Annotated in this window: 25 protein-coding genes; 16 read left to right on the top strand and 9 right to left on the bottom strand. The window is 54.0% G+C overall.

Features of this window, described 5'->3' with window-relative positions; genetic code table 11:
• Positions 1-94 precede the first annotated feature (94 nt).
• Complete coding sequence (locus tag PG892_RS14130) at positions 95-865, top strand: tetratricopeptide repeat protein (protein WP_198497585.1); 771 nt, start codon at positions 95-97, stop codon at positions 863-865.
• 999 nt (positions 866-1,864) lie between these two features.
• On the opposite strand, the gene PG892_RS14125 is transcribed toward PG892_RS14130, so the two are convergent.
• The 5 genes from PG892_RS14125 to PG892_RS14105 all read right to left on the bottom strand — a co-directional run bounded on the left by PG892_RS14125 (position 1,865) and on the right by PG892_RS14105 (position 5,838).
• Positions 1,865-2,734, bottom strand: coding sequence for a RepB family plasmid replication initiator protein (locus PG892_RS14125; protein ID WP_270825507.1), 870 nt, complete (start codon positions 2,732-2,734; stop codon positions 1,865-1,867).
• Positions 2,735-3,763: 1,029 nt separating this feature from the next.
• Positions 3,764-4,168: a hypothetical protein gene (locus PG892_RS14120; protein WP_270825506.1), complete on the bottom strand. Its 405-nt coding sequence runs from the start codon at positions 4,166-4,168 to the stop codon at positions 3,764-3,766.
• A 392-nt stretch (positions 4,169-4,560) separates the two neighbouring features.
• Positions 4,561-4,839: a hypothetical protein gene (locus PG892_RS14115; RefSeq protein WP_234888701.1), complete on the bottom strand. Its 279-nt coding sequence runs from the start codon at positions 4,837-4,839 to the stop codon at positions 4,561-4,563.
• On the bottom strand, positions 4,836-5,288 hold the full coding sequence (locus PG892_RS14110; RefSeq protein ID WP_101618132.1) for a hypothetical protein: 453 nt from the start codon (positions 5,286-5,288) through the stop codon (positions 4,836-4,838). Before PG892_RS14110 ends, PG892_RS14115 begins: the two co-directional genes overlap by 4 nt.
• An 82-nt stretch (positions 5,289-5,370) precedes the next feature.
• Positions 5,371-5,838, bottom strand: coding sequence for a hypothetical protein (locus PG892_RS14105; protein ID WP_270825505.1), 468 nt, complete (start codon positions 5,836-5,838; stop codon positions 5,371-5,373).
• A gap of 336 nt (positions 5,839-6,174) precedes the next feature.
• Here PG892_RS14105 and PG892_RS14100 point away from each other — a divergent pair, with 336 nt between their 5' ends.
• The 4 genes from PG892_RS14100 to PG892_RS14085 all read left to right on the top strand — a co-directional run bounded on the left by PG892_RS14100 (position 6,175) and on the right by PG892_RS14085 (position 8,179).
• A complete protein-coding gene (locus tag PG892_RS14100; RefSeq protein WP_270825504.1) occupies positions 6,175-6,603 on the top strand; it encodes a hypothetical protein in 429 nt (142 codons plus the stop codon).
• Between the two features lie 77 nt (positions 6,604-6,680).
• Positions 6,681-7,103, top strand: a complete 423-nt coding sequence (locus PG892_RS14095) for a hypothetical protein (RefSeq protein ID WP_263686657.1) — start codon at positions 6,681-6,683, stop codon at positions 7,101-7,103.
• A gap of 58 nt (positions 7,104-7,161) precedes the next feature.
• Positions 7,162-7,425 carry a hypothetical protein gene (locus PG892_RS14090; protein ID WP_270825503.1) on the top strand — a complete coding sequence of 88 codons (264 nt, stop codon included), beginning with the start codon at positions 7,162-7,164 and terminating at the stop codon, positions 7,423-7,425.
• A 409-nt stretch (positions 7,426-7,834) separates the two neighbouring features.
• The gene (locus PG892_RS14085) at positions 7,835-8,179 is read left to right on the top strand and encodes a hypothetical protein (RefSeq protein WP_101618058.1); all 345 of its coding nucleotides are present in this window, start codon (positions 7,835-7,837) and stop codon (positions 8,177-8,179) included.
• 385 nt (positions 8,180-8,564) lie between these two features.
• Here PG892_RS14085 and PG892_RS14080 read toward each other — a convergent pair whose 3' ends face one another.
• Both PG892_RS14080 and PG892_RS14075 read right to left on the bottom strand, forming a co-directional pair.
• Positions 8,565-8,984 carry an H-NS family histone-like protein gene (locus PG892_RS14080; protein WP_263686655.1) on the bottom strand — a complete coding sequence of 140 codons (420 nt, stop codon included), beginning with the start codon at positions 8,982-8,984 and terminating at the stop codon, positions 8,565-8,567.
• Positions 8,985-9,494: 510 nt separating this feature from the next.
• Positions 9,495-10,055, bottom strand: coding sequence for a hypothetical protein (locus PG892_RS14075; protein ID WP_202155021.1), 561 nt, complete (start codon positions 10,053-10,055; stop codon positions 9,495-9,497).
• A 507-nt stretch (positions 10,056-10,562) separates the two neighbouring features.
• On the opposite strand from PG892_RS14075, the gene PG892_RS14070 reads away from it, so the two are divergent.
• The 6 genes from PG892_RS14070 (at position 10,563) to PG892_RS14045 (ending at position 13,921) form a co-directional block, all read left to right on the top strand.
• Positions 10,563-10,826 (top strand): hypothetical protein, encoded by a 264-nt coding sequence (locus PG892_RS14070; RefSeq protein ID WP_109421967.1) that lies wholly within the window; start codon positions 10,563-10,565, stop codon positions 10,824-10,826.
• A gap of 27 nt (positions 10,827-10,853) precedes the next feature.
• A complete protein-coding gene (locus PG892_RS14065; RefSeq protein ID WP_101618046.1) occupies positions 10,854-11,198 on the top strand; it encodes a hypothetical protein in 345 nt (114 codons plus the stop codon).
• A gap of 76 nt (positions 11,199-11,274) precedes the next feature.
• On the top strand, positions 11,275-11,859 hold the full coding sequence (locus PG892_RS14060; protein ID WP_270825502.1) for a hypothetical protein: 585 nt from the start codon (positions 11,275-11,277) through the stop codon (positions 11,857-11,859).
• 74 nt (positions 11,860-11,933) lie between these two features.
• Entirely contained in the window at positions 11,934-12,449 is a 516-nt protein-coding gene (locus PG892_RS14055; RefSeq protein ID WP_202155020.1) for a hypothetical protein, read from the top strand.
• 365 nt (positions 12,450-12,814) lie between these two features.
• The gene (locus PG892_RS14050; RefSeq protein WP_263686030.1) at positions 12,815-13,627 is read left to right on the top strand and encodes a ParA family protein; all 813 of its coding nucleotides are present in this window, start codon (positions 12,815-12,817) and stop codon (positions 13,625-13,627) included.
• Positions 13,628-13,633: 6 nt separating this feature from the next.
• Entirely contained in the window at positions 13,634-13,921 is a 288-nt protein-coding gene (locus PG892_RS14045) for a hypothetical protein (protein ID WP_101618040.1), read from the top strand.
• Positions 13,922-15,451: 1,530 nt separating this feature from the next.
• On the opposite strand, the gene PG892_RS14040 is transcribed toward PG892_RS14045, so the two are convergent.
• Together PG892_RS14040 and PG892_RS14035 are read right to left on the bottom strand one after the other, a co-directional pair.
• Complete coding sequence (locus PG892_RS14040; protein ID WP_270825501.1) at positions 15,452-15,967, bottom strand: hypothetical protein; 516 nt, start codon at positions 15,965-15,967, stop codon at positions 15,452-15,454.
• 406 nt (positions 15,968-16,373) lie between these two features.
• Entirely contained in the window at positions 16,374-18,380 is a 2,007-nt protein-coding gene (locus PG892_RS14035; RefSeq protein WP_263686026.1) for a hypothetical protein, read from the bottom strand.
• Positions 18,381-19,547: 1,167 nt separating this feature from the next.
• Between PG892_RS14035 and PG892_RS14030 the strand changes: the two genes are divergently transcribed.
• The 5 genes from PG892_RS14030 to PG892_RS14010 all read left to right on the top strand — a co-directional run bounded on the left by PG892_RS14030 (position 19,548) and on the right by PG892_RS14010 (position 23,361).
• Positions 19,548-19,931: a hypothetical protein gene (locus PG892_RS14030; protein ID WP_101617945.1), complete on the top strand. Its 384-nt coding sequence runs from the start codon at positions 19,548-19,550 to the stop codon at positions 19,929-19,931.
• 129 nt (positions 19,932-20,060) lie between these two features.
• Positions 20,061-20,714 carry a recombinase RecT gene (locus PG892_RS14025; protein ID WP_101617950.1) on the top strand — a complete coding sequence of 218 codons (654 nt, stop codon included), beginning with the start codon at positions 20,061-20,063 and terminating at the stop codon, positions 20,712-20,714.
• A gap of 11 nt (positions 20,715-20,725) precedes the next feature.
• A complete protein-coding gene (gene ssb, locus PG892_RS14020; protein WP_202155016.1) occupies positions 20,726-21,400 on the top strand; it encodes a single-stranded DNA-binding protein in 675 nt (224 codons plus the stop codon).
• 540 nt (positions 21,401-21,940) lie between these two features.
• Complete coding sequence (locus PG892_RS14015; RefSeq protein ID WP_109421973.1) at positions 21,941-22,576, top strand: type I restriction-modification system subunit M; 636 nt, start codon at positions 21,941-21,943, stop codon at positions 22,574-22,576.
• 383 nt (positions 22,577-22,959) lie between these two features.
• The gene (locus PG892_RS14010) at positions 22,960-23,361 is read left to right on the top strand and encodes a hypothetical protein (RefSeq protein WP_270825500.1); all 402 of its coding nucleotides are present in this window, start codon (positions 22,960-22,962) and stop codon (positions 23,359-23,361) included.
• The last annotated feature ends 9 nt before the right edge of the window (positions 23,362-23,370 follow it).

Genomic DNA, 23,370 nt, shown 5'->3' with positions numbered 1-23,370 from the left:
GGGATGGTCGTCGAACGCAATATTGAAGCCCCCTTCCAACCTCACACGAGATGCGGGATAGTGACCCCAATGGGTCGCATCATGGAGCATTGCGATGAAGGGAAGCATGTTGGCCGTTATCCTCACCGTGGCCGGTCTGGCTGGTGGTCAAGTCGGTGCCGTGGACTGGAGTGGCTATGGCATCAAGGACATCGAGCAAGGGGCCATCGCCGGTGATCCCGACGCGCAATTCCTCCTTGGCCGCCACTATGATCGCCGCTACTCCAACGAGGCTACCCGCTGGTATCAACTGGCCGCCGAGCAGGGGTATCGTGACGCTCAGTATGAAATGGCCCGTCGCTATCATGTGGGCAGTGGAGTTCCACAAGATGATAGCCAGTCGGTGGCTTGGCTCAACAAGGCCGCCGATCTCGGCCACACCGAGGCCCAATACGCAATGGCCGTGCGCTATTTCAACGGCACCGGCGTTCCTCAGGACTACCTCCATGCAAGGTACTGGTGCATGAAGGCTGCCGAAAACGGGGTCGATGAAGCCCGTCTGTTAATGGCGAGATTCTACCTAGAGGCGCTGGGCGTCGAACGCGATGAGGCCGAAGGCGTGGCGTGGGTGGCGGAGGCAGCCGTGCAAAAGGGCAAGACCGCCCGCCAAGCCCAAGCGATGCTGGGCTCTCTCTTCCAACGTGGGGTCGGGGTCGAGCGTGATCTCAAGATGGCCTACGTCTGGTATTCCGTGGCGGCGGCCAATGGCGACGGCGGAGCGCCGATCAGTCGCGACCTCGTCGCCAAGGGGCTGAGTGCCGATGAACTGGATGAGGCGCAAGCACTGGCTGGCCAGTATTTCGAGCGTTTTAATACCAAGTCCTAGTCCTGCTCTTGACCCGGTTCATACCCCAAAGCCCTGTGGCTGGCCTCCATGAGGACAGTAGGGCTTAACCGGCGAACGTCGCACGCCCTAGCGACCAGCCGCACATTTGGGCCGGTACAAAGACGCACCAGGTAGTCCCCACCCCCCTGAAAGTCTTTACCCCCAAATGATCTTCCCTCAACAAAGCCGGGGATCCCCATTCTTCCAAAAGCGTTAAACCCAACTCGGGGCCGCCACGCGCATCCGGTTGCGCTCCCGCTCGTCGAACACCTGGCCACCGAGGTCGTTCCCGGAGCCTGGTGCCAAAGCCGCGGTGAATGTCCCTAGTGGAGAAGATGAGCTCCAAGACGGGTCTGCACGCCGCCGTCGTACTGGCCACTGCCGGTGTACCAGGAGCCGGTCAGGTAGAGACGCACCTTAAATGTCCACCGAGGAGATCACCCCGCCAATGCCCAGGACTGGTGTGCGTGCTGCCCAGGGAGGGTCGTCCGGCGGAGGAGACACCCGTTCTGATGGCCTCCCCGTCCATCAGGGACAGCAGGGATGTCGGCCAGGTGCTCCAGAGCAACCGCCACCTGGGTGCCGCCCAGTGCCGCCCCCAACATCGAGGTGATCGCAAGTGGAGTACCAGCGTAAGCGGGAGGTGAGCTGCGCTGCCCTCCTCTTCGGCGAGCGGGAGTGCCTTTGGCCTGTAAAAGACAGGGGAAGAGAGCTCTAGTGCAGTGAGGTATGCAAGCGGCTGATGTCCTTAGGCGGACAAGGAGGAGGAGGCTTGCGCGACTTGGGTCGCACCCTCCGAGGAGCTGGCCACACCGGCGGTGCTCCAGGTAAAACCGTGGAGGTTGGAGTCCTCCGTGCAGATTGAGGGCCCTCAGCGATGTCGTTTGCCAGGTGTTGACCAGGGTAGCGTCGGCACCTGCGTTCTGGAGTGGGCCCTGTTATTGACCACAAGAAACAGCAGTAATTACTGGAATACCAGCTACTTACACAACACCTCTGCTACTGCTTTCCGCGCTTTCGATTCTTGATGATCACGCAGCGGTCTTTACCTTTGCCACCTGGGGTCAATGCGTAATCCAGGTAACCAATCTTCTCCAATTCGGCCAACCCGTTGACGATTGAGCGATTCACCTCTGCTTCGGTGCCGGTCAAGCACAGACGCGATCTGATCCGGCTAAACGCCAACGGTGCCGGATTCTTTGGCAGGGCATGAATGAACATATAAAGGCATTGTGCGGTCTCCCGCCTCTGGAGTGCTTCCTGAGTGTCTAGGGACAACAGGATCTCGTGGTCAATCCGGTACAACTCCCACAGTCGCTCGTCAGGCACGAGCTTGATTTTATTGGCGTCAATGTCATAGGTGGCGCTCTGGAGCAAGTGCGTCTTATGGGTTTTGCTCCCGGCGGAAAATGTTATCACCTGACTCATGATGCGGGTAAGGCTGGTATCCACTCGTGTCTTTAATACCGTGCTCTGCGCCGAACTCGGATACCCGCACAACCGCGAAAACTCCGAAAAGCTCATTTCCAGACCGTTGGGCTGAAAACCATACTGTTCAAACGCCCGCACGATCCCCGTCCAGATCTTGAAATCTGTGTCGATGTTGAGCCGTGACCCGAAGATTTTCACATCAACATACCCTTCGGTACGGGCAAACGTAATCTCGCGCATGGCGGAGGAGAGATCTGCAACACGCCCCTTCGCTCTCGATGTACGACCCACCGGCGTGAAGATCGGAGTCCGTAAAATCAGGTTTGGGTGAACTGTGGATTGCCTGTGATGACGCAGCGTGGACAATGAAGATCCAGCCTTGATTGGATGCTCTAACAGCTTTGATTTTTCAGGATTTTTTGAATCATCGTTAGTCATGCTGCCCTGCCGCTCTCTTGTTCACTACTCGCTGATTTAGGCCACATGAATCGCTCATATAGACCACACGAAACGCTCACATAGACTACATGAACCTGCTAGTACAGACCACAAGAATCGCTAGTTTAGACCACATGGAACGAGTTATGCACAGGGCGCAAAGCCCCGTGGCACATGAGATGAAACGTGATTTTGGTATGGCGGGGATCTTTTGGATCTTAGATATGGATCTATAGGGGATCGTTATGGTTAAGGGCGACCAGATCTGTGGATAACTGGTACCCCGAAGTATAACAGCGAGGCTTTCCCAGTTGTGGCTGACACCCAGATTGTGCTCAACACCCGGCTGAGGAGCTGGCCACACCGGCGGTGCGCCAGAGCGAGGTCAAGGTCGAGCTGGTGGCTCGGGTACACGAAGGACACTGAGACCCATGCAGATGTCGGGGCAGCGATGTCCCCGGATAGGGTTCGTCATCTGGCTGAGGCGCAGGACTGGGCACCGTAGCCGATAGACATCATCCCCGGCTAGGCGAGGGATCTTCTGCTAGGCTGGAATGGTTAACCGCCGAAATGGCAGCCAAGAATGGAAGTTATCAGCCAAGCGTTGGTACTCGTTTTTGATCCGCCGAACAGGCAGCCAAACACTTCATGCGACCTGATGGCGGGGCAAACTCAGCAATGAGCGCCCCGCACCTTTTTACATTCCCCTTCCCTTCCCTATCGTGGTCGGCCCCAACGCGCAGATGCACGACGGCTGATACTTGTCCTTGGTGGAGTGGCACCACCCGGCAGCCTGGTACACCCGGTTGAGGAGATGACCCCTGTTCTCGATGGTGCTGCTCGATGTAGCGGGCGACGGCGGGCCTGTGACTGAGCGCAGAGCTGCCCTGTGGCTGGTGGCCTGTGTCAGACCCGGTGCTGGGCATCCTTTCCGGTGAGCATCTTGGGCTCAATTCGAGGCAACGCGAAGGAATGGAGAGGTAGAGAGAAAGCCCCGTTATGTTAACCGGACGGTTCGGGGCTTTGATTTTAAAACTGGTCAGTGGCGGTGGCCACCGCGCCCCGAAGAGCGCCTAAGTTGACCAGCCCAATCACATCCAAGGCAGTTTGGGTCAGCTCAAACGGGTCTGCACGTAGGCCAACAACACTCAGATGTTCGCTCATGCCGTTCACCTCACCGATGTGCTCTATGAAGTAATCGACGCAGGCTTGCAGGCCACCCCTTACAGCGCAGTCGTGCATCTGTTTGTGATGGTCGCCGTTGAGCACGAAGAACACCCGACCATCCAGCACAAGGGCCGTGGTCACGCTGCCGTAATCGGCCACACTGGGTAGGAAACTGAGGTGGAAGCGATCAAACGGCACCGACATGTTGGGGGACTGGGCATTGATGACCGGGATTACATGATGCTTGTAAGCGGGGTGAGTTTGCATATCGCCTCCGAAGGCTGATGTTTTGGCGGGTTTGATCTACCCGTCCATTCGACAATCCGTATTAAGCCGTCAGCTCCACAACATCATCGGAGCGAGTAAGGCCATCGTTGGTGCCGGACGCCGGTGAATATGTCCAGCCGTACACCTCCGTGTCGCAGTATTCCTGTGCGGCTACAGCCTCACACGCGGCGTTATTGTTGCCCTCGATTGCGCCACTACCTCGTTGGTCTCGGCGTTATAGACATAAAGAATCATGCTCGACCTCTCACCGCTTGTAGTTCATTTGTAATTCATTTACGCCCTGCAACACCGATTAAAGCAGGGATTGAGACTGACTCCTTGAAGGACAATGCCACCAAGTAGATGGTGGACATCGAGCTGCCATCAGCGCGTCACAGTCGATGTTTGAGCTTGTTGATGCGACTCCGATACCGGGCATCACAACTACTCCAGATCACCCGTTGGCCAGCAGCCTCCATCAGTGCGGTGGTCACGAGGCGGGGTATTTCCAGATGAACCCCGTCCCAGTCGGAGAGATCAAGAGCGCCTTGTTTGACCAACTGTTGGATCTGTTCCTCCAGCCGGTTGTTGAGCTCCAGCACGATGAACTCTTCCACATGCTGCTTGAGGGCAACGATGGCTTCTTCGGTGGACAATGTGCTGGTAGTCATTGTTTTGCTCCCTCGTTGCTCAAGAGTGGATCCGGCCATTGAACGTCCAACTCGTCATCCTCGTCAGCGCCGTTGAGACCATTGCACTTCACGCACCAGTAGATCGCGGCAGCTTCGGTCGGTTCGGGCTTATCGCTAAAGCCAAGGGCATTGACGCAGCGATAGCCAGCGTCCGTTTTCTCCACGGTGTATCCGTGTTCAGCCAGATAAGCCCGCATCACTAGCATCTCTTCATGCCATTCTGCGTACTGCACCCAGAACCCGGCATCCACATTGCCGCTCTTGCAGATCGTGATCTCTGCGTCCGGCGCGACACAGGCAATCAGGTTCCACGCCAGATGGCGGATGGCCACATGGGTAAACGCCGCATCAACGCTCTCTGCCTCGACCTCGACCCGCTCCACACACAGAGCGCCTTGGTTGTAAGCCAATACCTGATAACGATCCATTTCTGACCTCTCGTAACGCCGATGTTCTGGATAGCGGGTAAGGGTGGAGGCCGCGATCAGCCTCCATGTCCGTGGTGGAAGTTCACTTCATGAGGGCGGCCTGGGGATTGAAGACGAACTGATCGTCATAATTGCTCAGGTTGACCTGATTCTCTCTTACACAATCCGCCATCGCGCCCCACAGAGTCATGAACTCGAACGGGCAGCTTTCACCGTTGGGGGCGATCCAGACGTAGCGGTTGTTCTCGGTCTGGTACAGGAAGTAGCCCAGCACTTCGAGGTACTTGCCAAGGCTCTCAAGGTCGGCCTCATTCGGCTGGCTAACGTCATCGAGCCATTGGCTGCAACTGCACGTACCCCCGCCGGGGAACGCCACACCCTGCCCTTCACACAGGTTGCCTTCGAGGCACACCACCAAATCGCATTCGCCGTTGCGTTGCAGGGCAACGAGAGTAAAGGCATCAGTTGAATTGGCCGCCTGCACAACATCCATGAAGGTGTGGTTGTTGTCGAAGTCGGTTGAGATAACGGTAAACGCTTGGTGGGTCATGGCAGACTCCGGTGTGTGGCGCAGAGCGTTTCTGCTCTCTTTATGAAACCATCATATTATCCGTTTGGGATAGTTGCAAGCGTTTTACAGATGTTTATTTTTAACGGGTCTGTCCTGGCGTTCAGCCGGGCTTTCGGGCCGATACAAACGGACTTCTACCGCGCCATCCTACAATCATTGTCCATGAAGGAATGACACTGCAAACCGCGCCAAGCATGGGGTTCGGGGATAATCTGGGGTTCGAAAAAGAATTTTATAGAACGCATTTGACTATCCGTTTGGGATAGTTCAAGATGATTTCAAGAGCAGCGAAATCCCAACCTCTGAGAGGCCGCCATGAGCAAGACCTATATCGCCCAAGTGCATCACCAGAATGAGTTCAGCAGCAGCGAGATCGCTACGTTCGTCAATACCCTGACCGGCGTGGACATTGCCCGCATCAAAGCACTGGCAAACGTGTGTAGCGTAACCAAGGCGGCGTATATCGAAGATTGGTACTACGGAGGGAATTGGTCGGAGGTGAGCTATGAAGACCTGCGCAGTGAGGGGAAGAGTCATGACGAAGCACTGGATGAGGTCGAAGATCAATGTGCCCGCGTTGAGTGCGTGAAGCTGCGCGTCTGCAAGGATTACTTCTACTTCACGGCCATCCCCAAACACTATGACTCGACCTGTGAAATGCACACCGCATGGACGAGCGTTGCCGACCTCGATAACGACGACCCGCTGATCCTGTTTGACATAGAGGTTGAGGAGCCCAAGTGATCGCCATCACCCCAGCTAGGCGACTACCCAACCCGATCATTTAATGCCGCGACCACGACCACTGAGAGAGCTGAATCATGCCAAAAACTCTGATTGCCGATGCTTATCACCTTAACGGCTTTGGCACCTGTGAGATCCAAACACTGCTGGCCCTGTTGAGCGATACCAAGATCGCCCGCATCCGAGAGTTAGCTGCCGCTTGCGCGTCCCTCGATGTGAGCTGGATTGAAGTCGAGGATGACGACATCATTTGGTCTTCCGAGCAACTTGATGGGCTGGAGGCTCAATGCGAGGACATAGAGCACGTTATGGAGAGCCTGGCGGAGAATGAGGTGCCCACCCAAAGTAGCCAGCTCAGGGTCAGCAAAGAGTATTTTCAGTTCACCTGCATCCCGGAGCATCCGTGCTTTGGTGGCGAGGTGTATATCGAGAGCCACCCCATCTCAGACCTCGATAGCCAGCCGACGCTGCTCACCTGCCTTGATAGCCATGACGCTTAATCCCACGACCACCAATCCCACCGACCGATGCAGGCTTCGGCCTGCCATAAGGATGACCATGAGTTACAACCAAGCAGAACCGACCAGCCACGAACGCGCGGAATTGGCCGAACGCGCCGTCCGATACTTTGTAGGGACAGTCTTCAAGGGACGTTCACCCACCACGCTGCACTACGACGACTTGACCGATGCCATGTCTGACCTCATCTGCGATCTGATGCACTACGCCAACCAGCAAGGGCTGGACGCCGAATATATGCTGATGCGGGCCAAGATGAACTATGGGCTCGAAGTGTCGGATGAACCAGTGTTAGACGAGTGAAATGTAGTCTCTTTGTAATACAAAATCGCCGCCGTTCTCGACCACTTTTTGTATTTCATTTGTATTACACCAGCCATCTGGAGCGCCGCTAAATACTGGAGTACAGGCTGTTTTCCTCGAAGGACTTCGGCAACCTAAACCCCGGTGACGACCGCAATGGCCAGCATCCACCGCCCGGTGGGGTAAGGCCGTTACAAGCCCCCCTCCATGAAGGACATCGAGAGCACCAGAACGGTTCACGGTGATTGATGCCCTGCCCCAAGCCTGCCGTCCCTCGGGACTACCGTGTAGCCACCAAACCAAGACGCGGCGCGGCTCAGAAGGCAACAACCGTGATCTCGGGACTCGCACACCACGCGCCAATTGCGAGATAATGTGAGAATGGAACCCACTACAACAAGCAGGACACATGCCGAAAATTGCCTCCTCTCCGGTAAGCCAAGATCTACCCTCCACCCACTCGTTCGACTTCTATTATTCGAGGTTCAAGAGAGCCCGCAGTGAAGACACCTTGCAGATAATGTACGAGGGGGCGATAGCGAAGGCGATAAATGACCTGGGCACCCAAGGGAGCTTTCAGGCGCAGATCCAAATTGAGAGGGCGCTTGACCGCAGACAGCAGGAATTTGACACGTTGGCGGGCACCCAGATTAAGGCCAATCACGCCATCAAGCACTGCCAACTAGCCCCCCAAGAGTACGATCCAGCCTCCGAAATGCGCCGTCTGCTCGCAGAACTGGCTCCGAGCTATTAAATTAAGCCTCATTCGCCACTTTAAAGGCATAAGGGACATCATATGCAGCCATTAAGGCATCACAACGAGGCCAAGAGTAGTACGGGTGTAGTATGTATGAAGGATGATGGTACGCATGTGAAGTCCATCAAGGACACACGCTAACTACGCTCGCCCTTAAATTGCATACGCCTTGCCTACATCTGCATTTATTTGCCAGTTTCTTACGAACTGACGGCTGCTGACATCGAAAATGAGCGTCTATCCTACGCTGACGCGGCTTTCAGGGCGATCTAAAGAGGGCTTACCGGGTGAGATGGGTGTCGATTCCAGCACCTCGACGACGCCCAAATGAAAACCGCACCAGGGTGATGTGGTGCGGTCTCAATGTCCTTGCGGTACCGTATCAGAGCAGGAAATCTTCCAACGCCTTCCCGGCCTTCACCTGCTCCGCCAACGCCTTCGGCATTCTGCCCTGGCCAGTCCACGTAGCCTCGATCCCGTCCTGCATGAACCCGTACTTGGCCGGGCGCGGTTCGCGTTTGCTTGTGGTTTTGACCTTCGCTTTGCCCTCAGTCCAAGCAGCCTGGCGAGCGTCCACCAATTCATTCGGATCAATACCCGCCTCGGCCAAGAGTTTTGAGAACTCCGCCAACTTCTGATTGTGTTCTTCCTGGGCCGCACGTTCTTGCTCGGCAGCTTCCTGCAACTCAGCAAATACCAGGTCAAATTTCTCTTTGGCTTCGCATACCTGATCGAGAGGCATGTCGCGCAATGCAACGCGCAGGCTACGGATATTCAGTAAAGTTTTAAAAAAATCGGTCATGGTAAACTCCAGCATCACGGAAATTAAATATTCGGCTACCCAATCAGATTACCATATGGTTTCACTTTTCTGAATTGACCTTGCAATGAAACCGGTAATCCATTTGTCAGGCCAAAAAAAAGGGCCATTGGCGCTTAATAACGCGCTTAATCGCAGAAGAAACCCTGATATGGATAACTTCATGTTAACTGACATAGCGCCGGATCTGCACCAGTAGCGACTCCGGCAGGGTATTACTGGTACAAGCCAGCACATCATCGAGGGTAAGCCGTATCGGTCTTTTGTAGGCGTTAGCGGCCCCTATCTCCGACTCCATCCATCGCACAGCTAAAGCCAAGTTCGCAAATTGCCGCATCCCACAAAAGCCCAGTCGGTGGCCCAATGTGACGCCACGAAATTGCACTTGATAGTGCTGCGGGATCCGCTTTACCAGCAACAACAGGGACGGCTTATAAAGCGGCGTAGACCGCCGCATAGTACGGCCAAGCTCATCATAGAAGGGGTTTACCATCACTCCTCCGCCTCGTCGTCGTCATAGAAAAAGCCCTGATACTCGCAGAGGCTAGACGGCCCAAAATCTTCATAGATGGCGTCAGGATTGAACGAGAACTTGAGCGGATAAGGGACGGTGATCTGTTCCGAAACCTCAATCCGCTCGGCCAACCCCTGCTCCAGAGCAGCATTGACAGAGAGCCCGCCAAACTCGTCACAGGGTACGCTGTATTGAATCGGCAGATGGGTCGCGGTGGGCACCGCCAACTGACGCATGAAGACCGAGAACAAGGCCCCGTCAGCCACCCGCTTAACCACAGAGCCCACATCGAGGCTGATCCCCAGCATCACCAACGATTGCTCAGACATGGGCTCAGTAATCCCCAATTCGCTCTTATTCATCCGGCCAAGCCACTCGTAACAATCGACTCCAGCAAATTTGCCGTACCCGGAATAACTTGGCTCGTAAATAGCCGGTTTACCATCGGGTTGAAGCATATATACAGGACGGCATCTATCGGTTTGATCGTTAGCGATAGATTCGTTGGTATCGCACGTTTTCCAGCTAAAGAAACCCATATATAGCCCCTTATGTAGTGGCGACATTAGGTGATTACCTGATGCCCAGACATAGGCACACCTCAGCCGCATATTTGCTGATTGGCGTAGTTGTTCATCTAATGCCGCACTGGAATGCTGATTGGTGCCCTGATCACTCTGTACGTGGACATGTTCATCGCACCGCTATGACAGATGCAGCATGTTCAAGCCGATCTGATAAACGCATTCTATATCCGCATGGGATAGTTACAAGCATTTTATAGAGATTATTTTTCAGCTTGCCAGTTGGCGAAAACCTGCCTACTCCCCTCCTCCTGCCTTATCCCCCCTCGAACTCCTTGATGGACAAATCCGCCCCTCATAAACGATGGGACCAATCCGCCTCGGTGAAGGTTCGGGGCCGCGCAAGGGCTGAGTTTGCTTGGCGTGAACGATGAAAAGGTGAAATTTTATAAAACGTCCTTTACTATCCGTTTGGGATAGCGTAAACATATTATAAGAGTTGGCACTATGGAGACTAGAGACATGACCAATGATGCGATTTGCCTGGAGCGTGCCCGCCGCTTTTCCGATGAACTGATTGCGAACACTGAGTCGCACTTACAGATCGGCGAAGAATACGGCCCGGCGGTGCTCGGCCTGTGCCTCTATTTGCAACAGACGCTTCTTGACCCCAATCCAGCTCCGGTGGAAGTGACCGATTGCTACAACCACCATGAGATCACCTATTTCTATTACATCATCGACTCACTTCCATCACGGGTTGAGTGGCGTCGTTTCATTGCCTGATCGCGGATTCATATACGAGGAAACACCATGGGCACCTTGACTGTTCTATCCAAAGACCCGGCCTACCTGCCGCAGGTATCTTCCAATTCGAACGGCGTGGAATGCTGGAGCGGGCTGCACGTTGACCAACTGACCCCAGAGCTGACTCAACGCCTCTATGAGTACGCTCGTAGCGAGGGTTACTTGCAGGGCTGGAACGATTCTGTTTACGAGCGGCTGGGCGAAAACAGACAGAGCCCCTTCCACCCCGCTCTGCTCAACGGGGAGCCACAGCGGGTGTGGCAACAGAGCTACGAGGTGGGCCGGACTGAGCAAAGCACGCCAGCGGATTACCAGCGTGATGATGATGAGGACTATTACCGGGATGAGTAGGCCGTGAGCTCATTCTGAATCTCCTCCAACGACATTGCGTTGGCACGAACACACCCTACAAAACAGGCGACCCTTCATGGCCATAGATCACACCGACCCGAACTATATCGACATGGCGATCACCAAGGCGCACCTTGCCGCCGGTGATTGGGCACTGAACGAGTTCCATCATTCAAACCCATTCAATTCCTACTACTTTTACCTCCGGGATTTTGAGACTGATCTGAGCATCATGTTCAGTATCAGTCAGGAGGGCTTCTACAGACCGCTGCCCAAATCGTTTAGCTTGACCGAAGTGACTGATGGCCTGGGCTACTTGCTGAGGCGTTATATCGACAACGGTAAGTTCCAAGATCATGAGCAGCAGTGCTTCGGGGTAGCCCTAGCCGTTTATGCAAAACACACTCAGGCGTATAAGCAATGGCTGAAAACCGCCACGAAAGATTCCAAGCTGCACATGGTCATCTCTCGCTACCCCTTGAAAAGCCCCGAAGCCATGCTCCGTCCATTCATCGTCAACCCGCCCACCACGATACTGCCAGGCAGAGACTTCATCAAACTGACGGGTGATGTCTTTGATATGGATATGCAGCGCCACCCTGAGTGGTTCGAGATCTCCAAGCTCTACGATCAATCAGGGCAAGCATTCAAATCGTCTTGAGCACTGTACTTGATGGCTTGCGGCATGTTCGTTGTAGTTCAAATGTAATACAAAACGAGTCGCGAGAATGACCATTGCAGGGCTCAAAACCGATCACTATCCGTGGTGAGCCGATCCCTGCTTGGTTCGTGGATGAGCGTGGCCATCGCGATGAGCGTGAGTCGTGGCTGTCCTTGGTGGAGAAGGAGGGTTTGCGCAGTCACAACTCAATGATGGCCAAGTCGTTTTCGGAATCGCCATCCGAGGTTTTAATGAGCGAAATAATCGCTGATGCAATGAGACAGTACATGGTTGGGTCAATCACTACCGGAGCAGACCTGCTACAGATCCGCCACATGGTAGGCTTAGACCAAATCACATTTGCCAAACTCATTGGTAAATCGACCAGCGCAATCATGAGAGCGGAGGATTCGAACGTACTGCCCAGGGACATAGCATTGCTGGCCAAGGGTGTGATGATTGAGCACATGAGTAATCTGGCACTGCAACACATGCGCGAGATGCAGATCTCGCCACAGGATAGGGCCGTAATCGCTCGTGTCTTTTGCACGAGGATGGCGAACGAGCTGCGGGTCGAATGCGCTGCCTGATGGCTCCTGGAACGGGGGAGTGATCCCCCAGTACACATCATGAAGTCCACGAGGGAACTTCTGCCCGCCCTCGGGTGACATGGCCACGACGGTCGTCACCGGTGATCTCTCCTCACTCCTGCCGTGTCATCCGTGTCCTTGAATGACCGCCCACAACCATCTCCCCTCTTGCCCCGTCACTACCAATGTTTGTATTACAATTGGACTACATCGAGGGTGTTGAACGACCAAATATATGTATTACACATGAACTACAAATGTAGTAGTTAAACAGCGGTAGTGATGGTTTTGGCGATCTTGTAACAGCGACAACCATGGATTAGACTTGATTTTCAATCATGGACTTTCAGACAAACGAGGAATTGATGGCAACGAAACTGGCAGTGATAAATCAGAAGGGGGGCTGCGGAAAAACGACCACGGTGATCAATCTGGCTGCCCGCTATGCAGAGCAGGGAAAGCGAGTCCTAGCGTTTGATCTCGACCCGCAAGGAAACCTCAGCACAGTGCTATCCGGCGGCAAGTACGATTTCTCCATGACCGTTGCTGACCTGTTCGACAAGCCTAAGCGGGTCAACATTCAGGACGCCATCATCCAGGCAGAGGCAAATAAGGAGCCGATCCCCAATCTGTTCCTGGTGCCAGCGGATATACGCCTTTCCCGTGTCATCGAGCAAAGCCTGACCCAGATACACCGCGAGCGGATCTTGATGCGCCACCTAGCCAAGGTGGATGACCAATACGACCTTATCATACTGGACTGCCCTCCAAATCTGTCACTCACCTCAACGAATGCCATGATGGCCGCTGACTTGTTCCTTATCCCGGTAGATGGTGGTTCGTTCAGTCTGAACGGCTTGGCCGACCTACTCGATGCCCTTGAGGAAGTGAAGGAAAGCCCAAACGTCCCCTACTACGCATTCAGGAACGAGCGGGCCAAGCAGAACAAACTTATCAACGACTTCTTAGATTCGCAGCTAGACGCGCTTAGGGATCGGATTGGCCCGCACGGTAAGGGAGGCATACTCACCTCTTGTATCCGGCGGGAAGAGGCTATTGGGCAGGCCAGCGTCACCAGTGTGCCTCTCAAGTTTTATCGCCCTGGGGCGCTCGCGACCATGGACTACAAGGAGCTAGCGGCAGAAGTAATGAACAAGGTTAATGAATTACAAAGGTAACAGAAAATGTCAAAGCCACTTGTTGGTCCCGCGATACGTTGGGATAAAGAAAAGGATAAGGACAAAGAGCCAATAACCACAGTCGGCTCCCGCCGCAACGTAACGACTGGCACAGCGCCGACCCCCATTAGGCTGACCCCTGATGAGCGAGCAGAATTGAACTTGTGGGTCGATGAATTACAGCGCCTCACCGCTAAAAAGTTGACGGCAGCTAAGGTCTTTCGTGGACTGCTCCACATGCGCAAGAGCATTAATGCCGGGAAACTGTTAGATGCAATAAAGGACATCACGTAGCTCTCCAGGAGCACCGCCTTTACCCGCAGCCCCGTTCATTGAGCGGGGCTTTTGCCTTCTTGGTGATCACCCCGGTAAACCGGCCACTCGCCCAGCACGGTGAAACTCCACCTGGGTGTGAGAACGACCGCGCGGTGCCGACATCCGTTGATCTCCTCGAAGGACGGTATCATCTCGGTTGACCCGGAGCTCATCCAGGATCGCCAGGAACACCGCCGGTGTGGCCAGCTCCTCGGCGGCGTGCGACGCGGGTAGGGGAGGCGTCTGCGTGGATGGTGGACAACCACGACCCGTATTACCTGGTGATCACCCCGGTCAGGCCGGGCTCCACGGCAGTGGCCAGGTCACCCCACGAGCGTGCAGCTCTCCCTTGGGAGATGTCACCGTCCTCCAAGGAAAACCATGAGCACCTCGCACCGGGAAATCGTCCAGGAACGCAGCGTCGTCTCCTTGACGGTGTGCCACGCCGGTAGCCCAGCATGAGCGTCATCGGTGGACAACGAGGGCAGGTGATCACCTGGTATATCGGCCATGACGCCAGTGGCCATGTCACGCAAGAAGCCGGAGCAAATGGAAGTCTCACCACAGTCAGGTAGGACTTGGCAAACCCGTCTTTGTAATACAAGTGAAATACATCAAGGCAAGTCTGATGCCCGTCCTTTGCGGACTTTAGCTGTGCCTTTGGCTGGAGCTCCGCCAGGTGGGCACGCCAGTGCTGGAGTACGACGACCATTCGCTGGGCCGGTACCAGACGCTCGGCCTGAGCTGCATGAGGCATTGAATCGAGACCCTGAAACCGCAAGGATTGCTGCCTAACATCGCCTACCGGGATCGTGACACAATAATTTTTAAACCCATGCTTTGGGCAACAGCACCTTTAAGGCGAGCTTCCAATGGGCTCGCTTTTTCTTTGATGAGGGCTGGCAGACGCTCCTCACCGATCACGATCTCTCTCCTTGCCTCTCCCTGTCCTTGCTTGACACGGTACCAGCTGCGCGACGACAGCGACGCTGCCGGACACCGGGGTGATCACCTGGTAATGGCCAGAACCGTTGCCTCCTCAAAGTCCTTCGTGCAGATCATGCCGGCTCGATGTCATCGGGCTTGAGACCCCGTTACGACGGGCGTGCGAGCACTGTCGTCCAACAGCTCCTCGGGCAAAGCGCCCGGTGCGTGTCTCTCGTGGAAAATGAGGTAGGGAACTCATCCATTTTGCCTGGTGGCCACCCTGGTGCAGGCGGGTACTGGCGATCAGCGGGCGAGGGCACCAGTTCCCACTACGCGGTCCTGGCCACCCCATGTCGTCGCCCAGTGTGCCAACCCCTCTTTCCCTCGGTGAGCGTCACTGTCCGAACTATATCCATAGGATCTGAACCTATGATTCGTATACGTGCGTTGAGCAGCTGCTGCCGAGCTAAAGTCACAGAAGAAGCACTGGGGGGGGGGGAGAGACAGGTGAGGTGAGGGGAGGGAGTGATAGATAAGAAAAAGGCGTCCCAGTGGACGCCCCTCTTCTAGCCTAGTGGCTGGTCACCGAACCCGACACCAAAACCAGAGTAGCCATGATTGCTTGCGCAAGAGATCGTTACTCAATACCTGAGCCTGAATGACACGGCGATGGGCTTGAAGGCGCTCGATAAGCTCGGCCTTATCGCAACCCTCATGGGCCTGAACGTATTGGGCACACAGCAGGAACTCGCACTCTTCAAACGTTGGCGGGATACCGCGATTGACCGGCACCATCACCATCGGCCAGGAGACTGACAAGAACAGGGTAAACGCGACCAGGGACATGGGATTGCGAAGTTCCAGCTGAAACTCCGGCTCGACACCCACGACATATACGAAAAACACGTAGAGAACGAACTGCATACCGACGATGCAGGGATAGATGGACTTCAACCATTGTAAGGTGCTGCCAAAGTGTCTTTGCAGCAGTTCGCTGTGAAGTTTTTTTATGTCTCGTACCGTGTAGAGTTCACCAAACGCTACGGGGTCACCACTCTGATTCACTTGTGATGAATTGCTATTGTCGTCATCTTTCATGCGCGAAATCCTTGTCACGCTTAACCAACACAGAGCACATCGACATCCTGCATGTGCTCTACAACCATCAGCCAACCATAAGATCAAGAAATCCACTGCTACGGCGTGCTTGTACTACCTGAACAACGTCTACAGCCAGCCTGGAAGACGATGTTAACTTCTTATTTTTCATTGAAATAACATATTCAGAAGTGCTTCGCAAAGGTTTACTTTCATTATTGGGTAGGCTCCAACAAAATCCGTAGGTTATGCTGTGATTTGAGTAAATCACCTATAGATCATCCCCTACGGATAGTTAGGCGTGAAAAACGACAAAATTGCTCTTATACCTTCACTGTCTACGCTCGCTGGAAAAACCGTGTCCGGTGTCGCAGATTGAGAAGTCCGACCAGAAACAGCCACATAATTATCGCCGCAGTTGAATGGCCTTGCTCTCTTTGGCCATTTTGGCTCTATCAAGCGGGCCGAGCAGGCGGGACTTCAACATGGTGCCATTGAGCGCCTTCACCGCAGCCGCATTCTCCTCTAACGTAGCCAGAGCGATAAACTCTTCGATGAGTGACCCATGCTCATGAGCCCACGTTTTGTAATCATGAATGCTTTTTTCCGTGGGAAGGGAGAGCAGGATCTCCCTTAATCGACAGTTGGTGGGTGGAGCTGACTTGCCTACCGTCCAGGCCTTTGCTGTCAATTGGTTGAAGATCTCCTTCTCACTGCCAACCAAAACTGCCCCAAAGAGCTCACCCAGCCTTTGGCGACGACCTGCCACAATCGTGCGCAACAACCTGATGGCTGCCAATTCATCACGTTCATTCAGCTCCGCGATCAGCTCGCCGGATTTATGGATTGTGGTTGCATACTGCTTACTCATGCGCTCTACGAATAAGGCATCACTTTGACGTAAGCCTTTCCAGCTGATGGACTTGAGTAGGTCACTGATGGTCGAAGCCAGTACCTTGCTGCTGCTGTTATCATCCAGCACATCAGCCGATAGCTGCTTTACCCGCTGATGGCGAGACTCGCTATGTGAAATGCGGTGACTCACGATCTCGATGATGGCGCGGGACTTCGGTAATGTGAACAAGAGCGAGTTTTGGGAGTCGATGCGTACACGAGCCCCATCTTGCATGACGTTGATTTTCAACACATCACGTTCAATCAGCTCCAACAAAGCGCAATGGACCATCTTCCGATGGCTGCTCTGGTACACCTGACCTGGATCCAAGGGATGCACCTGTTCGAGAATTTCCCTGACTGTGTAGCGCCGGTTAACCATCACCCAGCCTGTCTGGCTGTCAAACTGCCGCGTGCTAAGCGTTGGTATCCAAAGGGCCAACTGGAGACTAAATTGGTGGTCCAGCGACAGGATTGATGAGCTATTGATTGGGATCAACCTGCACGTTTCCCGGTACATGGTTTTCATCGCCGGGTCAGGACGGAGGAGGATATAGCCAGTATTTAGGAGCTCTATGTGAGAAACCAGGCCTGCAATGAGCACATTGCCCTTGAGTCCTCCCTTTGAGTTCGGATTTTCCGCATCACTGAGATCGTCATAAAAAGTAAGAGCGACAGATCTCAAACGCGAACAGGTGGCAACGATTTTCTTCGATTCAATCAAGTCCCTAATATATGCGTCAGCCTCCCTTTTACCCATATTCTCCAGCACTGCTTCGTAAAACATCTCAGGCGTAATTTCCATCGGATGTGACACGGCCTGGTCATACTCAGCCGATGTCAGATTTCCCAGGATCGAGACCATGCACAGGTACGTCCGCGCATCGAAATCTGTATCGAGGATTGGCCCCGTCAACGTCATTGCCCGCGCATTACGCATCACGCCAGGCGCTAAAGGATGGACCACATCACTCTCATGCACGGGTCGATGTTGATTTCCCTTGTTTATCAGTGATTTTGGCATTGTCCTAAACAGCCCTGCACTCAGCACCAAGGGATTATGATTGCTGAGCTGACGAGGCAGAGGGCCTTTCTGGTCAACGCCATCAAGTGCAAAACCAACGACATGTTTGCTTTTGGGATGGCGGCCAGTAGGGGAGGTAGAGACATCATTCACCCGCTCAGTGCCGGACGGTTCCAGTAGCTCAATGTCCCCCGTCGACTGGGACGGTAGAGGCGGTTTAGGTGTCGCAGTAGTTTGTGAAGGTGGTGCATCTGGTGAATCGTTTTCACTTTGGAGTGCTCTAAACCACTGACCACCAGAAAAAAGGGGGGCGTATAGCCTCACGGCCTCATCGGGCGAACTGCCTGCCGACACACGCTCCAAAATCCGACCGATCTTGGTGTGATCAACCAGACTCATGAAGTGCGAGACCAGCTTTTCATCCTCAGAACCGAATAGGCTGACCTCAAACTGGGCTATCGCCCTGGCTACATCATGCTCAAGTGTGTCTGACACATTAACTCCATTGCCGAAAAGCTGTGCGTTACCTGTTGATAACATGTAGATAAGCTGTGTTTTAGGGGGTGAGGTATAAGAACTATTTTGACAAGGTATACCATCGAAAAGCAAAGGTATAGCATCGAAAAACGAAGGTATAACATCGAAATGTGAAGGTATAACATCGAAATGTGAAGGTATACCATTTATTTGTCAATTTTAACGCTTATGAATCAATGACTTACCGTTCCTATCTTTATCTTGATCTGTATCTTGATCCAATGAAAAGAGATCTAAAGAACAAGAAGAGAGATCAAATAATTAATGACTTAATAGTAGTAGTAAGGCGATCCTATCTATCTGATATTCTGGGAGATACACACATCGCGTTAACATTCATGGTGCAAGTGACTGAGAGCGCATCAGACGCAGCTGGGCAACTCCTGCCATTTACCCTCCCCATGGTATTCACCCACCCTCAGAACGGCCCCAGAGAGGCGCACAGGAGGTCACCGACTGTGGATCAAAAGTGGATCCACAGGATCGCAGGGATCCATTGTGAGTCGGCCATGACATTTGGAGACGTATACGATAGGCGAGGAGGCAGGAAGTGATAGAGCGACACAATGAGCGGTGAGCCGGGCGCCCCCTGGTAGCAATGGATTCCAACTTCACAGGGTCGAACGCAAGCACGTTCTAGCTGTGACTCTATATTCTCCACGGAGGACATTGATATGACCGGGCATCAGCACGAAGCCATCGCCATCCCTCAGTGCCAAAATCTCGCTTTCCGCAAAGGACGATGTGAGACCTTAATGGTCTGGCCAGTTGCCCTGCATCAGAGCTTGCTGGTAGAGGTTTGTTCGAGGACTTGCAGAAGGATCTGCATAACAGGCCATACCAGTTCTATACATCAGTAGAAACTGCCTGCACGGGGCGTTAAATTAACAAAAATCCAATTTACATATATTTAACGCCTTTCACTCGAAATGTCTCGACAGCAGGGGCATAGCTTGCAAAAATGGATTATTAAAAATTGTCATCAAGGGACAAGAAGAAGCGATTATCAAAGTGTTTGAGCCTGGCCACGGCCAGAAGTCGGCACCACCACAACGATAGATAGCGTTCAAGCGGCGTAAGCCAAATGATGTGTAAGCTGTGCAATTAAACGAAATGAGGTTCCTTATGGGCGAAGATATGGTTGAACTGACGGCAGCAGACATCCGTCAGTATTTGACTGCCCCCATCAGAACTGGACAAGACCTGGTACGTGTCCGTTCGATGCTCGGGCTATCACGCGAAGTGTTTGCGATGACCATTGGCAAGAGCACCAAGACCGTTGCCAAGGCAGAAGAAGCCAGCGTGCTTCCTACCGACATAGCTCTTTTGGCACGCGGGCAAATGGTCACCCACATCAGCAACGTAGCAGCAGACTACATGGAAGAGCTGGATTTGAATGCCGACTCTATGCTGGTGATGGCGCAGTTATTCAGCGAACGCCTGCTGGGCGGCCAGAAGGTGATCTCTGAACACGAGTTTGCCACATTGAAAGAGCTGAGCGAAAAGTAACAGACTGTCACATTCAACGTGTTTCAAAAAGAGCGCCTCCAAGGCGCTTTTTTCATGGCAATTTTTTTGAAAATCGTTGCGAACTATCCCAGACGGATATATTCTATCTCTCAAAGGTAGGAGGCAGCCATGAAGACAAACTCCAAGGACACGCTCTGTGACGCGATTCGCGCCATCAAAGCTCAGCTGGTAAAGACCCCAGAAGATGAAGCGCGTTTTCGCGCGGAGGCAAACTTCTTTGTTCGCCAAGCTCTGGAGAACACCGGGTTTGTACGCACGAAATTGAGTCATTGCGTCGACCTGTTCAAATCCGTTTTCAGCTCAGGGCTCTCCTGGGATCCACGGGCACACCATGTCAGCCTGATCCTTGCCGAAGACATGAGCCTGACCGTCTACGTCCACTATCACGGCCAAATCAAGATGGCCTCCCACATGGGGGTCATTGAGCGGGTGACCGCTGACCTTATCTATGAAACCGACCAATTCGAATTTTGCGGAGCCGATACCCAGCCGCGCCTGAGACGCAAGATCTCGCGGGAAGGGCTAGGTGAAGCCATTGGCGGCTATTCGGTCTCGTATCTGCAAGGCGGGGCATTGCATGTCGAGCTGTTTGACATCGAGGCCCTTGAGAAGGCGGAAGCGGCGGGTGTCAGCTACGGAAACAGCGAGTTTTGGACTGGCCCCCACCGCCGTGAAATGCAACGCAAATCCATCATCAATGCCACTGCCCGGCGTTGGCTTGAACTGAGCAATTCCACCATCACGCAGAATTGTGCGAGCTAAGGACAATAAAAATGGCGTCACTGAACAAAGTCACCCTGATCGGCAACCTGGGACAAGACCCGGAAGTGCGTTACACCACTTCGGGCGCGGCGGTCACCAACATCTCCCTTGCCACCAGTGAGAGCTGGCGAGACAAGCAGACCGGCGAGCAGAAAGAACGCACTGAATGGCATCGCGTGGTGTTCATGGGCAAGATCGCAGAGATCGCCGGTGAATATCTGAAAAAAGGAAGCTCCGTTTACCTCGAAGGCAAGCTGCAAACCCGCAAATGGCAAGACCAAGGCGGCCAGGATCGTTACACCACCGAAATCCTGGTCGATAGCTTTAGTGGCGTGATGCAGATGCTCGGCGCTAAGCAAGGCGGTCAGGGTCAACAGCAGGGCCAGCCGCAACAGCAGCGCCCGCAACAGACTCAGGGCCAACCGCAACAGCAGCGCCCGCAACAGACTCAGGGCCAACCGCAACAGCAGCGCCCGCAACAGCAGGGCCAACAGCAGGGCCAACAGCGCCCGCAACAGACTCAGGGCCAGCCGCAACAGCAGCGCCCGCAACAGACTCAGAACCAGCAACGCCAACAGCAGTCGGCACCACCGGTCTATGAAGAGGGTGGTTGGGGGCAACAAGATGATGAAAACCCCTTCGCCCGGCTTGGCTTGCAGTATCCCCAGATGCTTTATTGCATGTAAGCAGCACCACCTGACGCCCCGATCCTCGGGGCGTTATTTTCTTGGAGAACGCGATGAAGGAACAAAGTACCGAAGTGCCGGTGTCACCCAACGTCACCCCCCCCTGTAGCCTGGTACTCAAGGACGGCCAAGAGTTCGTACCGTCCACGGAGGACTTGCAGCTATGGGCCAAGACGTACCCAGGCATCGACGTAGAGAACCAGTTGCTACGCATGTCAGCCTGGTTACTGGCAAATCGAGCCAAACGGAAGACCGCGCGTGGGATAAGGCGGTTTGTGGTTGGATGGTTGGAGCGCAGTAGTGAGCGCAAGCCTCATACGGCCCGGCCATCAGTCTTTTCAACAGAGGGGAAACAATATCACGAGGAGAGATGCCCGACATGGGCGGCCCACTAGAAGGAGCGCAACCATCTAGCGGGCCTGTCACACGCAGCACACACGCACGGCATGACAGCGGCATGGTACCGATTGTTCTGCCAAGACTCCAGCAACTCTGAACTTTGGCCTCTCATTTGGGGCCAATCTCCTTGGAGGACTTTTAATGAATCCAGCCGCAAAAGCTCATCTCAATCAAGCCATGAACCTCATCGAATCCACGCGCTACCGCATGGGTGTCAGTCAATTCCTCACCGCCTTCATCGACGAATGGGCATTCCACCAAACCGGACTCTATCCCTGCAAGAACGTGATACCAGGCGACCTCGAAGAGACGGCCATTGCGCTTTCGAAGTCCCTGAGTGCGGCGATGCACGCCGACCCGGTAAGCGATGTGCTGGGGTATGTACTCAGCGAAGCAGGCTTCCATCAAAAGGGCACCAGCTTCTACCCGACCCCCACGGACGTTTCAGACCTGCTGCAAGCGTTAATCGGGGGCGAAGAGGGGAATACCTTCTACGAGCCTTGCTGCGGGACATCAATCAACGCGATTTTGTGGATGGAAGGGATGTTGCAGAAGCACGGCCCCGATGCCTTGGCCGACTCGGAATTGACCCTTGAGGACATAGATCCACTGATGATCAAGTGTTCGATGTTGCAGCTTGTGCATTATCTGGCTTCGCGGCAGGTGACGCCCAAGGCCCTGAACGTGATCGGCGTGGATGTGATCACTCGTCGTCTGACTGGTGTGGCCTATTATGCCGAGCGCCCAGTGACGGTTGACGCAGTCATGGCAGCCTAGTGCCTCAAACTGGGATCGGCCCGCCAGAAGGCGGGTTCGGTCTGTGAGAAAATGGGCTATATGGACAGTGCAATAAATGCCTGTTACTGTGCTGATGGGATTGATATAAGTGATTATTAAGTCAAGTGCAATGGCCTTGCATAGCTCCCCTACGAATTGCCCATCCTGGAACTCGGAATTGCAAATTTGCTGCTGCGATGCAACGTCATTGAGGCAGCACATCTTGGAGTCTTTGGAGGACATTCGGGAGGCGCAGGGTCAACATGAGGATGCTCGTTTACGGTCCGCACGGCGGCGATTGAAATGGCACCTCGATCTGTTTTTCAGAACGCATAAGGTCCGATTCACGCAGTTTCGGCGCGGCAAGGGCAAGGAGGGGCGCAATGGTGAGGAAGAATACAGCTGAGGCGAAGGCTGAGGCGAGTAAACGCGACGAGGTAAAGGCGCGGATTGTGGCTGAGGCATTGGAGGCCGTCGAGAACGCGCTGCTGTCAGATCGGATAACAACCCTCGACACCATGTTGTTCGGCACGATGAAGCTGGCGCTGAGCACGGCTGGGCCGATCAGCTTCCATCCCATCGACTGGACCAACACCTCCCCGGACATGCGCAAACTGATCACCACCAGATTAAAGTTGTGTGGTTACAAATATTCAGGGGCCGATCAAGTTTGGCGTCAGCAGGAACCCAAACCCTTCGTCAAATTAAAGGAGTGGGTGCATATTCCGGCCGATCATGAACACCAATTCCGATTCAACGTGAACACCATTTCCGGACCAATGTGAACGCTCATT

This window comes from Aeromonas sp. QDB68, assembly GCF_027707405.1.
GTDB lineage: Bacteria > Pseudomonadota > Gammaproteobacteria > Enterobacterales > Aeromonadaceae > Aeromonas > Aeromonas caviae.
Note: the sequence above shows the minus strand (reverse complement) of the source record. Positions and strands in the feature narration are given on the sequence as shown.

Excerpts from the sequence above, each read along its gene's own strand:
- PG892_RS14130 (WP_198497585.1), top strand. The coding sequence starts at position 95 with ATGAAGGGAAGCATGTTGGCCGTTATCCTCACCGTGGCCGGTCTGGCT.
- PG892_RS14125 (WP_270825507.1), bottom strand. The coding sequence starts at position 2,734 with ATGACTAACGATGATTCAAAAAATCCTGAAAAATCAAAGCTGTTAGAG.
- PG892_RS14120 (WP_270825506.1), bottom strand. The coding sequence starts at position 4,168 with ATGCAAACTCACCCCGCTTACAAGCATCATGTAATCCCGGTCATCAAT.
- PG892_RS14115 (WP_234888701.1), bottom strand. The coding sequence starts at position 4,839 with ATGACTACCAGCACATTGTCCACCGAAGAAGCCATCGTTGCCCTCAAG.
- PG892_RS14110 (WP_101618132.1), bottom strand. The coding sequence starts at position 5,288 with ATGGATCGTTATCAGGTATTGGCTTACAACCAAGGCGCTCTGTGTGTG.
- PG892_RS14105 (WP_270825505.1), bottom strand. The coding sequence starts at position 5,838 with ATGACCCACCAAGCGTTTACCGTTATCTCAACCGACTTCGACAACAAC.
- PG892_RS14100 (WP_270825504.1), top strand. The coding sequence starts at position 6,175 with ATGAGCAAGACCTATATCGCCCAAGTGCATCACCAGAATGAGTTCAGC.
- PG892_RS14095 (WP_263686657.1), top strand. The coding sequence starts at position 6,681 with ATGCCAAAAACTCTGATTGCCGATGCTTATCACCTTAACGGCTTTGGC.
- PG892_RS14090 (WP_270825503.1), top strand. The coding sequence starts at position 7,162 with ATGAGTTACAACCAAGCAGAACCGACCAGCCACGAACGCGCGGAATTG.
- PG892_RS14085 (WP_101618058.1), top strand. The coding sequence starts at position 7,835 with ATGCCGAAAATTGCCTCCTCTCCGGTAAGCCAAGATCTACCCTCCACC.
- PG892_RS14080 (WP_263686655.1), bottom strand. The coding sequence starts at position 8,984 with ATGACCGATTTTTTTAAAACTTTACTGAATATCCGTAGCCTGCGCGTT.
- PG892_RS14075 (WP_202155021.1), bottom strand. The coding sequence starts at position 10,055 with ATGGGTTTCTTTAGCTGGAAAACGTGCGATACCAACGAATCTATCGCT.
- PG892_RS14070 (WP_109421967.1), top strand. The coding sequence starts at position 10,563 with ATGACCAATGATGCGATTTGCCTGGAGCGTGCCCGCCGCTTTTCCGAT.
- PG892_RS14065 (WP_101618046.1), top strand. The coding sequence starts at position 10,854 with ATGGGCACCTTGACTGTTCTATCCAAAGACCCGGCCTACCTGCCGCAG.
- PG892_RS14060 (WP_270825502.1), top strand. The coding sequence starts at position 11,275 with ATGGCCATAGATCACACCGACCCGAACTATATCGACATGGCGATCACC.
- PG892_RS14050 (WP_263686030.1), top strand. The coding sequence starts at position 12,815 with ATGGCAACGAAACTGGCAGTGATAAATCAGAAGGGGGGCTGCGGAAAA.
- PG892_RS14045 (WP_101618040.1), top strand. The coding sequence starts at position 13,634 with ATGTCAAAGCCACTTGTTGGTCCCGCGATACGTTGGGATAAAGAAAAG.
- PG892_RS14040 (WP_270825501.1), bottom strand. The coding sequence starts at position 15,967 with ATGAAAGATGACGACAATAGCAATTCATCACAAGTGAATCAGAGTGGT.
- PG892_RS14030 (WP_101617945.1), top strand. The coding sequence starts at position 19,548 with ATGGGCGAAGATATGGTTGAACTGACGGCAGCAGACATCCGTCAGTAT.
- PG892_RS14025 (WP_101617950.1), top strand. The coding sequence starts at position 20,061 with ATGAAGACAAACTCCAAGGACACGCTCTGTGACGCGATTCGCGCCATC.
- ssb (WP_202155016.1), top strand. The coding sequence starts at position 20,726 with ATGGCGTCACTGAACAAAGTCACCCTGATCGGCAACCTGGGACAAGAC.
- PG892_RS14015 (WP_109421973.1), top strand. The coding sequence starts at position 21,941 with ATGAATCCAGCCGCAAAAGCTCATCTCAATCAAGCCATGAACCTCATC.
- PG892_RS14010 (WP_270825500.1), top strand. The coding sequence starts at position 22,960 with ATGGTGAGGAAGAATACAGCTGAGGCGAAGGCTGAGGCGAGTAAACGC.